Below are 17,668 nucleotides of genomic sequence, written 5' to 3' on the forward strand. Positions count from 1 at the left end.
CTACATATTCTCCTACGCTATGCCCCATGAGTATATCTGGTTTGATGCCCCATGACTGCCATAGTTGACACAGAGCGTATTCTATGGCAAATAAGGCTGGTTGAGTGTAGGCTGTTTGGTTGATTAAGTCAATGTTTTGTGTTGTTTGTGTATCTGGATAAATTACGGAAAGTAAGGGATGTTCTAGATAGGGTTGCAAGAGCTGGGAACATTGGTCAACTGTGTGGCGAAATAGTGGCTGAGTTTGATATAACTCTTTTCCCATATTCAGATATTGGCAACCTTGTCCTGTAAATAGGAACGCTTTTTTGGGTTGACTATTGTTGTCATAAACTTTATTAGTGTATAATCCTGCTACTTTTGCTGCTTTTTGGTAGTGAGCTAGTTTTGAGACTAACTCCTCTAAGTTGGAAGCAAGAATAGCAAGTCGATGGTGAAAATGGAATCGTCCACTATTTGCTGTGTAACATATATCTTCTAGTTTTAATTCTGAATGAATTTGCAGATGATTTTGATAACAACTGACTAATTCTGTTAAAGCTTTTTCTGTTTTTGCCGAGAGGGTTAACAAATGTTTTGGTCTCTCACTCTTAATTCTTAATTGTTGTTCTAATCCTCCTTGATTAAGGATAGGGGGGTGCATCTCGTCTTGAACAGGGGCTTCTTCTAAGATTAAATGAGCATTAGTTCCACTTGCACCAAAGGAGTTAATTCCCGCAATTCTTGTACCATCTTTAACTTGCCAAGAAGTTAATTCAGTGGGTACAACTAGAGGAAAATCTTTCCAGTTAAACTTAGGAGTTGGATTTTTAAAATGTAGATGAGGAGCTATTTGTTGATGTTGCAATTGAAGTATTGCTTTGATTACTCCTGCTATTCCAGCGGCTGAACTCAAATGACCGATATTAGTTTTTACCGACCCAATCATTAATGGTTTTTTCTTAGTTCTTTCTGCTCCAAATACCTCTGCCAAAGAATTTAGTTCAATAGGATCTCCCAAAGCTGTTCCTGTGCCATGGGTCTCTATATAACTTACTTGAGAAGGTTCTATTTTTGCTGCTTTTAGAGCTTGATGTATTAACTGTTTCTGAGAATTCCCATTAGGAACTGTAAAACCACTACTTGGTCCATCTTGATTCACAACTGAACCTCGAATTAGTGCCAAGATACGATCTCCTGATTCTAAAGCATCTGATAAACGTTTGAGAACTAATACACCACAGCCTTCACCCCAGGTAGTGCCATTAGCTGCTGCATCAAAAGTTTTACAGTAACCATCTGGTGAAAGCATTTTCGCTTTGGAAGCAACTATCATACTATCTGGCAATAACATTAGATTGACACCCCCTGCTAAAGCCATCTGACATTCTTGTTGTCGTAGGCTTTGGCAAGCTTGATGAATAGTTACTAAAGAAGAGGAGCAGGCTGAATCTATAGTCATAGAAGGACCAGTAAATCCTAAAATATAAGAAATACGGCCTGCAGCAAGATTTAAGAAAGATCCCCCTAACAGATAAGGTTCTATACTACTATCATATTTTGCGCGATGGGTAATAAGCGCATAATCATAAGCGGTGATCCCAACAAAAACCCCTGTAGGACTTCCCTCCGATCTTTGAGGGATTTGTCCAGCATTTTCGAGAGCTTGCCAACAAACTTCTAAAAATAAACGATGTTGGGGATCTATGGCGATCGCTTCGCGAGGTGAAATTCCAAAAAAAGCTGGGTCGAATTGACTTACATCGAAATCATCTAAAAAACCACCTCGATGAGTATACATTTTTCCTGGGATTTCTGGATTAGGATCGTAGTAAGCATCGACGTCCCACCTCTGAGGAGGAATTTCTGTGATTGCATCCACTCCTTTAGACAAAAGTTGCCAAAATTTTTCAGGGTCATTAGCACCACCTGGAAAACGACATGCCATCCCAACTATAGCAATCGGTTCTGTTTTGGCTCGCTCAATTGCTTCTAGTTTTGTTACTGCTTTATTAAGAGCTATAAATACTCGCTTAGAATCAGCTAGGTGATTTTCTTTTTCTTCCATGTTTTCTATTTTAATTGTCTTCCAACAAAGTTTCTAACTTAGTAAGTTTTGTTGCGATTGAGAGTTGGATACTTTCTTCAGATAACTCTTCTACCTCTGACAATTCTTGAATTTTATTTGATTCAGCCTTGGAAAATTCAGAGCGTTCAATGTTTTCTAATTCCCATCCCAGTATACTTGAGGCAATGTGATCGGCTAGACTAATAACGTTAGAAAAATTAAAAATTAAAGTCGTAGGTAAAGAGCAATTCAGGCTATCTTCTAGTCGATTTTTGAGTTCAACTGCCATTAGAGAGTCCATACCCATTTCAAAAAAACCTTGCTCTAAACTTGGCAATTGATCTATTTTTAATCCTAATATTTTTCCTATTTCTTTTTGAAGATATGTGATTAATAGATTTCTGCGTTCAGTTTTAGGAGCAGTCTCCATTTTTTTAATAATTTCGAGCTTTTGCTTGGAAGTTGAACGTTTTGTTTCAACTTGTTTGACATTAATTTCTTCTAGAAGTAATCGCTGTCTTCCTGTACTATAAAGTTGTTTGAATAAATCCCAATTAACATTAACTACAGTTGTTTGGACACTATGACTGTTCCATAGTAATTCTAAAGCAGCTATTCCTTGTTGAGGGGATAAAGACTCTATACCTTTTTCTTTTAATTCTCTCAAAAATTCTTCTGATGCCATACCACCTCCAGACCATGGTCCCCAATTAACAGTAAAACTTGGTAATCCCTGAGCTTGTCGATAAGAAGATAACACATCTAAAAAATGATTGCCTGCACTATAGTGAGCTTGACCAACTGCTCCCCAAACAGAGGCAATGGAAGAAAAGCTGACAAAAAAATCTAACTCTCGATCTTTAGTAATTTGATGAAGTATCCATCCACCAATAATTTTGGGACTCATTACTGCTAATAACTGTTCTACTTGCATCCGTTCGATCCGTTCACTTCTTTGTTTTCCTGCTGCATGAATAATTCCTTTTAAGGGAAACATATAACTATCTATTTTGTCAAGTACTTTCAACATTTCTTCCGGATTGCATACATCAGCTTGAACTGTAACAACTTCAGCTCCTAGCTGTTTCAAATCACTTAGATATTTTTGTTTGTCCTCCGAGAGAGACGATCTACTTATCAAAACCAAATATTTTGCTCCTTTGGATACCATCCACTTAGCTACATGTAATCCTAAAGCACCAAGTCCTCCAGTAATAAGATAGGTAGCATTAGAAGAAAATGATATTGGAGCAGATAATTTAGGACATTGCTTGAATAAACGAGCTACATAAATCTGTTTTTCTCGTAAAGCTAGATGATCTTCTATTTGATTACTCGTCAAAATTTCTACAAGTGTTTCTATTTCATTTTGCGAACCTTGCAAATCTAAATCTATTAATCCTCCCCATAATTGTGGATGTTCGAGAGATATTACTCGACCTAAACCCCACAAAGGTGATGTTGCAACTGTTAGTTCTTCAATTTTAGATAATACAGGCTGAGATCCCCTTGTAACTATCCACAATTGAGGGGAACTGGATATGGAAATTTTAACCAAACTCTGTAACAGGTACAGTAAGCTACCACATCCCCATATTTGTACTTGCTCTAACTGAGAAATGCTTAAATTTTCCGAAGTAGGAGCATCTAAACTCCACAAATGAATGACTCTCTGGCAAGATAATTGCTTTGAGGTTATTATTTCCTGACAAAGTTTTTCAAACTCATCAAAATTACATGGATTTAGTAGATAGGTTCCACTTTCAGGATTTTTGAAACTTTTTCCACGATAAACTAAAGTACATTTATGTCCTTGTTCTTTCAGTTTTGTTGCTAGTTTTTTCCCTACTCCTGTAGAATCAGCAAAAATTAACCAATGGCTCAGTTGAATAGCAGAATTATCTTCGTTAGGTATTAAGGGTTGCCAAAGTAATTGATAAAAATAATCTTTAACTTGATTTTCGATAATTTCTTTTTGATGGGTTTTTGCTATTAATTCTAACAACTTTGGGATAAATTTGGACTCAATTTCTGATAGTTCATTCTTCTCTTTTAAATGCTGCGTTAAATACTCCACATTTCCATCAATAAGCATTTGATTGATCCTGGTTTCAATGGAAGTAATAAAACTTGAATCTTTCCTGATATTTCCTTGTTTTTCTTTCTCTAATAATTCTGTTTCTTTCGGTAAAAATCTGATTGGTAATTTTACTTGATACTGTGGATATTTTTGATAAAATTCATACCAATTTATCGGCATTCCTAGAACATATAATTGAGATAAACTTTGCAACATTATTTGCCAGTTTGAATATTGTTCTCGAAGGCTAGAAAGCCAAATTCCTGCTTCTTCTCCCAGATGAGATCTCCCCATTGACAAAGTAACTGCTTTTGGACCAATTTCTAAAAAGATTTTACAACCCTGTTTATATGCAGTTTCTATAGCAGTAGAAAATTTTACAGGTTCTCCCCATACCTTCCTCCAGTATGTAGAATCTACCTCTTCATTCAGTAATTCACCTGAGATAGCTGAAACAAAAGGAATTTTTGAACTAGAGTAATTTACACCTTGGTGAATTTGATCGACAAGTCCTAGTATCGGTTTAATTCTGTCAGTATGATATCCTTCGGCAAAAGGGAGTTCTTTTACTAATACACCCTCTTTTCTAAGCTTTTCAGCTACTAATTGAATTGTTTGAGGATCGCCGACTACAGTATTGCGATAACCACCATAAGAAATAATTTTAATTTCTTGAATGTAGGGTTCAATTGTTTCTTCAACATATTTTTCACTGGCTATAATACCAATAGCTTGACAATTTCTTTCTAATTTACTATCCCAAAGCTTTCCAATAGAAACTAATAATTTTAAGCCTTCTTCTAAATTAAATATTTCTGCAATTAATGCTGCCGAGTACTCTCCAAAACTATGACCCATTACTAAGCTTGGCTCTACTCCCCAAGACTTCCACAATTCGCTTAAAGCATATTGAATTGCAAACAACATTGGTAATCTGTAAATATGTTTTATTTCTGACAAATTATCAACTTTGTTTGAGTACAATAATTCCAGTAAAGACTGACCTGTATAATCACTAATAATTTTATGGCATTGGTCAATTGATTGACGGAATTTTGGTTGAGTTTCATATAGTTCTTTGCCCATATTTGGGTAAAAAGTACTGTAGGGGCTAAAAATAAAACCTACCTTCAAAAAATCACTATTTTTAATCCGGTCATTCCAAAGATTTTCTACATCTTTTCCAGCTACAAAATCTGTGAGTTTTGCAAGTACTTCTAAAGTAGATTGTGCTATAACTGCCAAACGATATTCTGACAATGATTGCTTAGTATTCACTAAGAAACAAAGCTCTGATAATTTAACTTCTGGATGTTGTTCTATACTAAGTATAGTATTTTTAGCTAAATGTAATAATTCCTGTTGACTAGAAGCAGACAAGCAAAAAATTTGAAGAGGAAAATCTATTTTTGGTACTGAATAAACATTACACGATGACTCAAATTGATGATTTTTGGTTTGTGCTGTTTCTATCCAGTAACGTTCTCGTTGGAATGGATAAGTAGGCAATTCTACTTTCTGACAAGCATAATCTTGGTCAAACCCTAACCAATCTATTTTCGCACCCCGTACATACAACTGCCCTAAACTTAATAGTATTTGTTGCCACTCATCCACTCCCGGTCGTAATGATGGTAACCATTCTCCTTCACTCTCTGGCAAACATTGCCTTCCCATGCCTAATAAGATTGGTTTCGGTCCGATTTCTAGAAATATTTTATATCCTTGCTGATGAAGAGTTTTCATACTTTGGGCAAATCTTACTGGTTCTCGTACATGACGAGTCCAATATTCAGGAATAGTTATTTCCGCACCTACTTTTTCACCAGTCACATTTGATATTAGTGGTATTTTAGGTTGACTATAGGTTACTTCTTTAGCTACTGCTGCAAATTCTGCCAACATTGGTTCCATTAATGGTGAATGAAAAGCATGAGAAACTTGTAGATGCTTGGTTTTCACCCCCACTGCTTTGAGCTGTCGGCAAATATTGGCGATCGCTCCACTCTCACCTGAAATTACTATACTTTTTGGTCCATTTATCGCTGCTATTGTCACTTGGGAACTATATTCGCCTACGGCCTCTGTCACTTGAGATTCTGATGCCATAACAGATACCATCTCACCACCGGAGGGTAACTTTTGCATTAACCTGCCCCGCATAGCGATTAGTTTGAGACCATCTTCTAAACTGAAAACTCCTGCAACGCAAGCTGCTACATATTCTCCTACGCTGTGGCCCGTGACCACATTGGGTTTAATTCCCCATGATTCCCATAACTTGAACAAAGAGTATTCAATAGCAAACAGAGCTGGTTGAGTATAAGCAGTTTGATCTATTAAAGATGAACTTGAATTTTCAGCATCTTGATGATATAGAATTTCTAAGAGCGGATGTTCTAGATACGAACTTAGAATTTGGTTACATTCCTCTAAAGCTTGACGGAAAGTTGGCTGAGTTTCATATAGTTGTCTTCCCATATCAACGTACTGCGAACCTTGACCTGTAAACAGGAACGCTAATTTGGGAGAACTACTCTCACTTGATAGTTTTCCTGAAAATACTCCAATGATTTCCTGCCCTGCTTTGTGTTCCAGAAGTTTTTGCGTTAGTTCTTGTAGGTTAGTAGCAATAACCCCTAGTCGATGATTAAAATGAGCGCGTCCAGTGTTGGCTGTATAACATACATCTGCCAGTTCTAATTCTCTATTAGTTTCCAGATAATTTTGATAATGACTCACTAACTCATCCAAAGCTTTTTCTGTTTTTGCTGAGAGAGTTAACAAATGAGGTTGCTCCTCTAACTGTTGCGTTTTAACTTGAGTTGGTACTTCCTCAAGAATAACGTGAGCATTTGTGCCACTGAAACCAAAAGAACTTACCGCTCCTACACAACTTTCATCTCCATCATATTTTTCCCATACCTTACCCTCCATCGGAATCATACCAGGAATCCCTGCTAAACTCATATAAGGATTCAGCTCCCTCAAATGTAGATGAGGTGGTATATACTTATTTTGCAGTGACAACACCACCTTGATTAACCCGGCAATACCCGCTGCCGCTTCAGTATGACCAATATTTGTCTTTACTGAACCGATCGTTAAAGGGCGTTCCGAACCACGATTGTTTCCATACACTACTTCCAGAGCCTTAATTTCTACTGGGTCCCCCAAAGAAGTACCCGTACCATGAGCTTCTACATAAGACACTTGATTAGCTGATATTCCTGCTACAGACAAGGCTTTCCCAATCACCGCTTCTTGAGCTGATTGATTTGGTGCAGTCATTCCATTGCTAGCACCATCCTGATTAATTGCTGTACCCCTAACCACTGCTAAAATTGGGTCTCTATCTGCTATGGCCTGTTTCAATGACTTGAGAACTACAACTCCACACCCTTCACTCCGTACATAACCATTTGCAGAAGCATCAAAGGTTTTACAACGTCCATCTGGCGATAACATCCCTGCTTGAGAGAAACTAATACTCAACTCAGGAGACAACAATAAATTCACCCCTGATGCCAAAGCTAATTCACATTCACCATTGCGTATACTTTGACAAGCTAAATGAACAGCACTTAGAGATGATGAACAGGCCGTATCTACTGTTATAGCTGGACCATTTAATTTCAAAAAGTAGGATAATCTTCCCGCACCTATAGCAGTAGAACTACCTGTAGCAAAATAGATGTTTAAATCTTGCTCCTGATTATGTTTGTACTGTAGCTGTTCATAATCATGAAAACCTATACCTACAAATACTCCTGTTTCTGTTCCCGAAAGAGATTTTGGATTAATCCCTGCATTTTCTAATGCCTTCCAGTTTTCTTCTAGTAATATACGTTGTTGTGGATCTATATATTTAGCTTCACGGGGCGAAATATGGAAAAAATCTGCATCAAATTTGTCAACTTCGGAAATGAAGCCTCCATAACGACTGGATATTTTTCCTGGTTGATTTTTATCGGAGTTGTAATATTTTTCAATATCCCAACGAGTTGAAGGTACTTCCGTAATTGCATCAATCCCATCACGCAGCAATGACCAATACTTTTGGGGGCTATCAGCATCTCCAGGAAACCGACAAGCCATTCCTATAATTGCTATCCCATTTTCTAATTGAGCTGCCGAAAAACCTGAATCAGTTTTTTCGGCTTTTGACTCTAGTTGTGCGATTTTTGGCAAGAACTCAGAAATATTCTTTTGTTTAGTTGGTGTTTCTCCTTTAAAATAACTAGCGATCGCCTTTGGAGTTCCATATTTAAAGAAGAAGTTCGGCTCGATTTTTACTTCCAGTTTTTTCTCCAATAAATATTTCAGTTCTAACAGTTCCAAAGATTCGATTCCCATCTCCATCAGTGGGCGATCTGAATCAAAAGAGCGTTTCTTATTCATTACTGTCCGAACACAACCAGCCACAACTTCATCTACATCTACATCTATTTCTACTTTTTCCTGCTGATTTTTTTCAACTCCTACACCATCAAAACGTTGACGATTATGGATATCGTATTCTATCAGAACACCATAACCTTTGTTCTCTATATCCTTGGGCCTATAACCAGGAAGAACTTTTTGAATTTTTGCCCCATGTATCTGATGAAAGCGCAATATCTGGTCTACCAGTAGCCCTGAATCATTTTTTTTGTGGATATATTCTGTCATTGGCATTGGGGAATAGTCTGGATAATTACGACAACGAGTTACTCCCACAACCCTTTCCACACCACCCATCACAGCACAATACTGAAGCATCCATTCCAGTAATTGGTCCCCTAACCCTTGGTTTTGCAACTCTGGCAAAATATTCGTAGCTAGTAATTGTATCACTACTCCTGATTCAGTATGTAATGATGGCACTTCTACAAAGGTTCTATTCTCCAAAACTTCTGTCCGTTCGATCCTTTGGGAATAGATAGCTCCAACAATCTTATCCTCAAGCTCCAAAACAAACTGCCCTTGTGGAAAATTCAAAATCCGCCTCTGAATTTCTTCACTGTCAACCCGGAGATTTTCTGACCAACACAATTCCTCTAGTACTATTAGATCTGGTAAATCCTTAATTGTAGGATGGCGCAACTTGTAAGGCTTTTTCTCAAAACAATTTAAGGTGATACGACTAAATGGAAAATTCTGAGGATATCGTTTCGAGAACTCCCACTTGGGGAATAAACCTACTTCAGCAGCACAACTGAGAAACACTTCAGCTTCTACCAAATGTTGACTTGAGAAAGCTTGTAAAGCATCAAAATGCAGGTTATTACTACTGTCTAAAAATTTGTTTACTACTTCTGGTTCTAAACAATGAACTTCCAGAATCATCATCCCATGTTTAGTAACCACAGAAGACCATCTTTCCAGATGTTCTACCAAGCTTTGTATCATAATCTGGGCCGGAATTAAACCGCCGTCTGAATCTACATAAACCCCTGAGTAAGAAAGTTTGCCCCGCCTTTTTGCTGCTTCTAAATTTTTGGGAGGAATAAATGGACGATCGTGGTCTAAAAAGGAGCGAATGTGGAGAATTTTTTCTGGATCGTCAATTCCCTGAGTTCTTAAGTTGGATATCATTTGTTGTGGGTTTCCAATATCCCCCTTCATTAGCAAGTTAGGAATATCTGCTAAAGTTAATGCAGATTCTTGCAACGATGCTTGGTTATAATCTACTCCTATCATCTGCACTGGATATTTGTCTAGCACTTTTCCTCTAGCAGATTTTGTACTAATTACTTGATAAACCCGTTTGAGTAGTGTGCCATCGCCACAACCCATGTCTACAATATAGTTTGGTTGTTCGTAATAGGGTAATTGATTAAAAATACTCAGAATTAATTCGTCTACATCAGCAAAAAACTTCTGGTGTTGAAAACCACTGCTCATTACGTTCAATTTTCGATCAATGTGACTTTCACTTCCTTGTTCGTCTCTACAAAATACTGTTTGACTTTTTCCAAATAATACGTCTGAAATCTGCAACAACATGGGAGTATAGGAAGCGGTAACTCCCGTAATTAGTATTCTCTCTACTATAAATTTACCCAGGGCTGTTAAGTATAATTTATTTTCATCGTCCGTTGATTTTTCATTTTGTTTGTGGACAATGACAGAACTTTTCTCTGCCCATCCTTTCGCTATAAACCATGTTGATAATTCTTTTCGTATTTGAGGACTTACACTAGAGAATAAGGGCTTTTTTTCCTGGTCTACTGCTAATAATTTATGCTTGTGAAGTGCTAGCATTATTGGTATTATTAGAGCCCCATCTAAGAAATCTGCAATTGTTTGATCATTAATATGCCACTGCTGTTGAGAAAGCTCTATCCAATTTTTGAGGACATCAGGCTTTTCTTTTCCTCGTAAGTATGATTCTATGGGTAGGTTGTATAGCTCTAATATTTCTTCAGGAATGGACAAGTACCCTTGAGAATTGTCTGTGAGGGAGTATTCTCCAAGTTCATTTTTTGATAGCCAACCTAGGGATTGCATCATTCTTAATGCTACTTGCAGATGACCTGTGTTTGCTCTTAGGGTTTTAGCTATTTGCTGGTGGGTTATTTTTTTTTGTTTGATTAATTCAAATAATCCCTTTTCTCTACAGGCTAAAATTACAGGAATAGAAACAAAGCCGTGTTCGTAACGATTAATTAACTCTAACATTTTATCTTAATTGATTCTCATCCTTTCTTCTTAATTTGGTAGATTTTTGATAATCTTCTTTTATTTAAGTTTATAACTATAACTTGTAATCAGGAATTTTGGCAAGATAATTTTTGTTTGAAGTTTAGACTAAATAGTTAAATATATAGAACCCATTTGGTGCCTATTGGGAAATAAAAGTATTCTCAGGATTTAGACAAAGACACTACATACTCAAAACCATAGTTACTTTTTTTTATTTATTTTTCCGATAGCAAATACTATCGGAAAATGTGGTATCCAACCTTGAAACTGGAGCAATTGCTCTGTTCCATCACAGTCTTGTACTGCCTGTCTCAACAGCTTCCAAAACTTGTCCGAGTCAGCAAGGCTGACCACAAAACTGAATCTGCTTGAAATTGGAATGAAACTGCATACGCTTCAAGATCGAAAAACCACCGCCAAGCTTGATATTCATATTCCACCAGCTTCTCACCACTAGCAACCCTAGCTGTTCTATAATCTAATTCTTCAACATCATTTAAATCATAGGCATTACCTTGAAGAAACATTTCTGGTGGCTGGCCTTGAGCATTCAAAGCTGTAGGATTGGCATAAAGTTTTTTCTGAGTTGTGATCGCATTGATATATGTGGGTAAATCGGAATCTTCAAGTAATTGCAAGGTTATCAAGGGTTCAGGAACATTGATTAGCAATTCTGAACTTTCTGATGGTTCTTGTGGTGGTAGTGGTTCACTACTACGGCCACTTAAACTAAGTGAATTTTGGCTTGGTATATATGGTTATCTTTGGGGAATTGCCTGGGACTATTTAGTTGATATTGTTCAACAGATAATTAACCTTAATCCTCACAAAAAGTCTCATTATCAAAGGGGATTAAAAGCTCTGTCAATGTTAGATAATATTTAATTATTTGCCCGAAACGTTTTACTATTCATCTGATTATTAACAAATTTTAACAGGACTTACATAAATTTTCTAGGATTCATCTAATTGAACAATGAATCAACGTAATTGGTAATGTGGGTTCGCGTTGGCGGAGCAAGTGCGGCAGCTATATCGCGAACCCACATCACTACTAAGAATAATTATTATTCTCATAAAAACCGTCAAATTTAGGCAGAGTGGATATCCTTTAAATCCTGACATACAATAGTTTTGAAGGGCTTGTCACCCCGTGAGCGATGCGATACTTATTTCTGAAATTTGTTGGTAGTTAAATTTTCTTGGCTGAGGGTAAAGCTGATTTTTCTGGATTTTTTTCTACTATATATGAGCGCACCTTTTCCATTATGCTTATCATATCTTGTCAAGTATTGTATGTCAAGGTAGAGCTTCCGTTTTTTAAGATTTTTTTGATAAGGCTTTTAAGCAATGTGCCCATTAAAAAATAAACTTAGTTGCTGAGAAGTGGTAATTATTTTCGACTAGCTAATAGAAGGCAATAAAATTGGTTGGCCTCCTCATATTTATTAGTTAAAACTAGGGCAAAAAGATTCAAGATAACCAGAGGATAAAAAAACAGTCTTATTCTTTTTTTCTTCATTCCGTCTAATATGTATTCAAAATCCCTGCCGTGGCTTCCTTCTTTCTGCCAATATACTATTGACATTCTGGAAGATAATATTTAAAATGCAAAAGATTCAAAACTTGTATATTTGCTAATTATCTGCTAATTCTGACTCTATCTAAATTAAAATTAATTATAAATTATGAGAATATATCTATATATTCTATCAGGAATTACATCAGCATTAATCGGCTGGAGTATAGGGCAATTTATCCTCAGCGATTTAGGCTGGTTACAAAAGTTTCCTGAATTAACATTATTTCCTTGCGTGGCAATTTCTCTAGCAGTTGGTATAGTTGCAACAGATATATTTTTAAGTAATCCAACTCGATTTAAACGCAACTTCAACAGAGGTATAATACCACTGAGTATTGCTGCAGGATTAGGATTATTAATCGGTCTTACTTCTGGAGGATTAGTACAAATATTACTCAATCCACAACTACGAGATAAAGTCATAACTGTACCCGATAAATTTGTCAGAATAGTCGGGTGGATTTTAATTGGTGGAGCAGTGGGTTTAGCTGAAGGTTTGACTTGGCGCTGGCGTAGTATAGAAGCAGGAGATAAACGGCGTTTCTTGCAGCGACTTACCATTAGTTTAACTACCAGTATTTTGACAGCTTTAGTTGCAGCAATTATCTTTGAATGGATACGACAAAAAATGGATGGAATGCCCACAGCATTACAAGCTTGGGAAGACACAATAGGTTTTTCTTTATTAGGGAGTTTATTAGGTTTCGTCTTGAGTTTTTCTACCTCTCCTAGTCATCTAGTTGCCCTCAGAGCTGGAGCTGGTTTTGAATATATTGAAAATGTCAATTTTCATCAGTCTGAAACACCAGGGAATTATCCCCATATTCAGAAAGAATTATCACCCAGAATTAAATTTGTGAGTAATGATTTGACCGATAAAATTGAGGAAGGATTATCAATTCAATTACCTGCAAGAGGTAAAATTAAAATTGGTTCAGCTCAGTTGAAAATTATGGGCAGTCAACAATTTGGTGTAGATATTTGTATCCCTGGTTTGCCACTGCATATTGCTGACTTAGACTTAGCATCTAGCCAAACAATTTTAGTACCTAATCTTAAGTTTTTTAATAGAATAGAATATCAAGGCGATCGCTTGAAGGAAAGTACGCCAATCAAACTAAAACATAACGATTTAATTGCATTTTATGCCGAAAATGAGGGCTATAATGGTAAAAAATTATTCAGATTTGTCTACTATAATCGCTTCTTGGACCCACAAGGTTAGTTTTTCTTTGTTAATAGTAATTTCCTGCATTAATCCTAGCTTTGCTCAAGTAAAAAATGTAGAAATTATCGAAGCTATTCCTGAACGTAATGAAAGTAAAATTACCCTGCGAATTAAAGCTTATGACCAAAACAATAAACCAGTAAGAGATCTGCAAAAAGAGAACTTTAATTTAACAGTTTGTCCGCCTCAAATAGAGCCTAAAACTGGGAAATGTCAAACTTTAAATCCCATTGACATTAACTGGAAAATTCCCCTACCCGCAGAATTACCTCCTGCTTGGGTAATTGTTTTATTAGATTTTAGTGGCAGTATGAAACAATTAGATAGTAGTGGGGAAAAAACTAAATTAGAAGGAGCGATCGCTGCAATTAGAAAATTCAATCAAGATTTATCTGACAAGGGAGAAAATACCAGAATTTCTATTGTACCTTTTGGCAAAGGAGGTAAAAATTGTCCGGGAAATCAAGTGACAAAAAAAGAACTAGATAATTTTGTTTTAGCAGGTAATAGAAAGGTTGAACAATCTCTCAAAAAACTAGAAAATCAACTGGATAATCTTTGTGCAGCTACAGATATTTATGAACCTTTGCGTCAGGCAGTAAAATTTTTTGGTAATTCCGAAGATACTCGTTTTAACCGACGCCCAAATTCTAATTTATCTCAACCAAGGCGTTCGATAATTTTACTTTCTGATGGCTATCATAGTATTTATGGAAATAGAGAAAATGAACCAGAATTAGAAGCACAAGACTTTGAAAAACTTGTGTTTATGTTGAAAAGTTATCCTAATATTACTGTGCATACTTTGGGTTATGGTTTGACTCCCCAACAGTTGCAGCAAAAGTATGATTTAGAGGAACCTCCTACTATTAGAGATATTAGTGTGAGAGGAGGAAAAAAAAGTAATAATTCTGAGGAGTTAACCGAACTTGCTGCTGAAGAATTTGTTGACCAAAAACGACTACAGCAAATTGCGGGAGTAACTAAGGGTATTGCTGAGTTTTCTGGTAATGCTGAGGATATTTCTAGTAGTTTGACTGAATTTTTAGAGGCTTTATTTGATGAGTATCAAATCAACTATATTCAGCCAATAAATGCCGATCGTGGTTCATTACATAATGTGCAAGTTAGTCTCAATTTACCCGATAATTCAGTAGATTCAGAACAACAACCTTATGTATTTCCTTGGGTGTCTCGCTCCCTACCTTTCTTGACTAGACTCATCATTTTCTTATTTACTTTAGCCGTATTATTAGGGGGTGGTGTAATACCATTTTTGTTGTGGGCAAAATCAATTAAGCGAGAGTATCAGTAAAAGTATAGGTGTGAATAATGTGGGCATAAATTTTTTGTTTCATACTATCTTTCCAGGAGTTTGAATTTAACACAAAACTTTTTTAATCCAGATACTCCAGAGCATTAAGAGTATCAAAAAATCTATTTGTCAAAAAATTCTTTTGTTCTTCTGTCAACTTTTGTTTCCAACCACCACTTTTTCCTTCCCTTAAAAATTTGTAACGTCTATTATCGCCGCTTAACTTGAATTGTTCTTTTCTTGTTTCAAAACTTTGATTTTTTATAGCTGCTGCAATCTGTTGTGTGCTTCTTTCAATTCCAAGACTGGATAAAATTCTCTGGCATTCTGCTTCAGGATTTACCAGCAAATCCTCATATTTTATAACTAATATTCCATTGTTTAAATATTGAATCACATGTTTGTCCCAAGGTATTTTACACCACGGTAGTGGCTTTTCATAGTTGTCTATGATACGAATCATTCTGTTTATTTTTGCATGTTCAGATATACATTTGTTATAATAAAAGTTGCCAATATTAGGTAATTTAGAAATATATTTATCTAGTTTAGTTGGATAAATTTTGAAAAAATTAGCGCCGGAAATTGCAACATCGCGAACATCTCTTACCACATAAATTAAATGCTTATGTTGAATTTTTTGGCAAACTTGATCAAAAGTGTGATGTCCTTTGAATACTACATAGTTTGATTGACGATCGCCTCCTTCAATAGCTATTTCGCGATTATTAGTCTTTCCAAAAAAACCCTTAACAGGACAGGAAATTAATTCAGCAACTAATCTAGTTAACCAAGTGTTTCCACTCTTAGGGTATCCAACAACTAAAATTTCTTGAGTAGCTTGTTCCATAACCATGTTATTTTATCAGATATACTTAGTTCTATATCTAGGATATCACAGGGTAACAAAAAATAAAATTTGGCTTTTTATCTATAATTAAAACGACAAGAAAAGCAAGTTAAGCAAGATCTAAATTTATATCGAGTACCTAATGATTTAGAAGAATTAATGGCAATTTTAGTAGCAATTATCACTGGAGTTTAAGAAGAGAATGAGGAGTAGAGAAATGAAACAACAACTACATCACTCTTGACAAATAGTGCCACGCTTCATCCTCCTCTGGCAATAACCAATCTTCAACAATTAATAATTAACAATTACCCCTCTTGAAAACTGATAAGATTTATGGGTGCATCTCAATTTCGAATCAAGCCAAAAATTTATTGCTTTTAGGCAACAGCTCATCTGGCAACAGGCAACAGGGAATAGATAGGAAAAAAGTATTTTTGCAAATATGAGATGCACCCAGATTTATATCATGTCCGGATAATTAGTAGACATCTCCAGAAAATAGGGAATAGGCAATGGGCAATAGGGAGAAGTAATTGATAATCTATGAATAAGAATTGATTTGACTTTTGATTTTTGGAGACATCTAGTGATAAAAAACTTTCTTATATTCTTCTTCTCTAGCTCCTGACTCCTGACTCCTGACTAAATTATTTATAAGTATTCAACCGGACATGATATTATGATTAATAGACGATTTTTTCTCCAGTTAATATCGACCACATCAAGCTATATTTTTATCAAGAATTTAGCCAGTTTTGCCACAACTAATCCTCAATTATTAAACCCAACATCAATTTATATGTCATCAAATACCTCGTTTTATATGCCAGATGAAGGCGAACCTCATTTGTGTACTTGGATGGCATTTAGTGCAAGTAAAGATATTTGGGGACGTAAATACTATTCTGGAGTACAAGATAATCTAGCAAACATCGCCAGAGCGATCGCCAAATATGAACCCGTAAAAATGTTAGTTCGTGAGGCAGACTATGATGTGGCAGCAGCTAAATGTAGTTCTAGTGTGGAGTTAATTGTTTGCCCTATAGATGACCTTTGGATTAGGGATACAGGGCCAGTTTTTGTCGTGAATGAGGCAGGTCAGAAAGCAGCCATTGATTTTAATTTTAATGGTTGGGGAAACAAGCAATATCACGACCGCGATGCTAAAGTAGCTCGGTTTGTGGCAAAAAAATCTGGAGTACCGTTAGTTAATACAAAACTTGTATTTGAAGGAGGTGGTATTGAAGTTGATGGTCGCGGCACAGCGATCATAACTGAAAGTTGTATTATCAATAATAATCGCAATCCCGGTTGGAGCAAAATTGATTGCGAAACAGAATTAAAGTCTTTATTGGGGTTGCGTAAAATCATCTGGTTACCAGGTATCAGAGGTTATGATATTACCGATGGACATACAGATTTTTATGCCCGTTTTGTTCGTCCCGGTGTTGTTGTTGCTGGATACGATCCAGACCCTGAATCTTTTGACCATGCTGTTACCAAAAAACATTTAGAAATTTTGCACTCCTCAACAGATGCGGATGGGAAAAAACTAGAAGTTGTTGTGCTGGAAGCACCGAAAAGAATAAGACCGGGATACGAAAGTGATGACTTTGCAGCAGGATATATTAATTTTTATGTGATTAACAGTGCTGTTATTGCCCCAGAATTTGGCGATCGTCAGACTGACCGTCGTGCCAAAGAAACTCTAGCAGAACTTTTCCCCAGTCGAGATATTGTGCAAATTAATATTGATGAAATTGCGGCAGGAGGCGGAGGAATACATTGCACGACTCAGCAAGAACCATTAGTTTAGCTTGGAGTTGAAGGAAAAAGAGGGGTCAATCCTCTTCTTTTCAAGGAGAGGTAATTATAA

8 protein-coding genes are annotated in these 17,668 nt (G+C 36.3%); 4 read left to right on the plus strand and 4 right to left on the minus strand.

Annotated elements, in window-relative coordinates:
* From F6K27_RS12175 to F6K27_RS12185, 3 genes are all read right to left on the minus strand, one after another.
* On the minus strand, positions 1-2,047 hold a 2,047-nt coding region (locus tag F6K27_RS12175; protein WP_287276395.1), incomplete at its 3' end, for a type I polyketide synthase.
* Positions 2,048-2,057: 10 nt separating this feature from the next.
* Positions 2,058-10,790, minus strand: coding sequence for a type I polyketide synthase (locus F6K27_RS12180; RefSeq protein ID WP_287276397.1), 8,733 nt, complete (start codon positions 10,788-10,790; stop codon positions 2,058-2,060).
* A gap of 335 nt (positions 10,791-11,125) precedes the next feature.
* Complete coding sequence (locus F6K27_RS12185; protein ID WP_124142769.1) at positions 11,126-11,452, minus strand: hypothetical protein; 327 nt, start codon at positions 11,450-11,452, stop codon at positions 11,126-11,128.
* A 22-nt stretch (positions 11,453-11,474) separates the two neighbouring features.
* On the opposite strand from F6K27_RS12185, the gene F6K27_RS12190 reads away from it, so the two are divergent.
* From F6K27_RS12190 to F6K27_RS12200, 3 genes are all read left to right on the plus strand, one after another.
* Positions 11,475-11,699: a hypothetical protein gene (locus F6K27_RS12190; RefSeq protein ID WP_124142768.1), complete on the plus strand. Its 225-nt coding sequence runs from the start codon at positions 11,475-11,477 to the stop codon at positions 11,697-11,699.
* Positions 11,700-12,502: 803 nt separating this feature from the next.
* Positions 12,503-13,621: a hypothetical protein gene (locus tag F6K27_RS12195; protein ID WP_287276399.1), complete on the plus strand. Its 1,119-nt coding sequence runs from the start codon at positions 12,503-12,505 to the stop codon at positions 13,619-13,621.
* The gene (locus tag F6K27_RS12200; protein ID WP_287276401.1) at positions 13,584-14,939 is read left to right on the plus strand and encodes a vWA domain-containing protein; all 1,356 of its coding nucleotides are present in this window, start codon (positions 13,584-13,586) and stop codon (positions 14,937-14,939) included. Before F6K27_RS12195 ends, F6K27_RS12200 begins: the two co-directional genes overlap by 38 nt.
* 82 nt (positions 14,940-15,021) lie before the next feature.
* On the opposite strand, the gene F6K27_RS12205 is transcribed toward F6K27_RS12200, so the two are convergent.
* Positions 15,022-15,789 (minus strand): sulfotransferase domain-containing protein, encoded by a 768-nt coding sequence (locus tag F6K27_RS12205; RefSeq protein WP_287276403.1) that lies wholly within the window; start codon positions 15,787-15,789, stop codon positions 15,022-15,024.
* 682 nt (positions 15,790-16,471) lie between these two features.
* Here F6K27_RS12205 and F6K27_RS12210 point away from each other — a divergent pair.
* Positions 16,472-17,608, plus strand: a complete 1,137-nt coding sequence (locus F6K27_RS12210) for an agmatine/peptidylarginine deiminase (RefSeq protein WP_287276404.1) — start codon at positions 16,472-16,474, stop codon at positions 17,606-17,608.
* The last annotated feature ends 60 nt before the right edge of the window (positions 17,609-17,668 follow it).

It is taken from the genome of Okeania sp. SIO2F5, assembly GCF_010692685.1.
Taxonomy (GTDB): domain Bacteria; phylum Cyanobacteriota; class Cyanobacteriia; order Cyanobacteriales; family Microcoleaceae; genus Okeania; species Okeania hirsuta.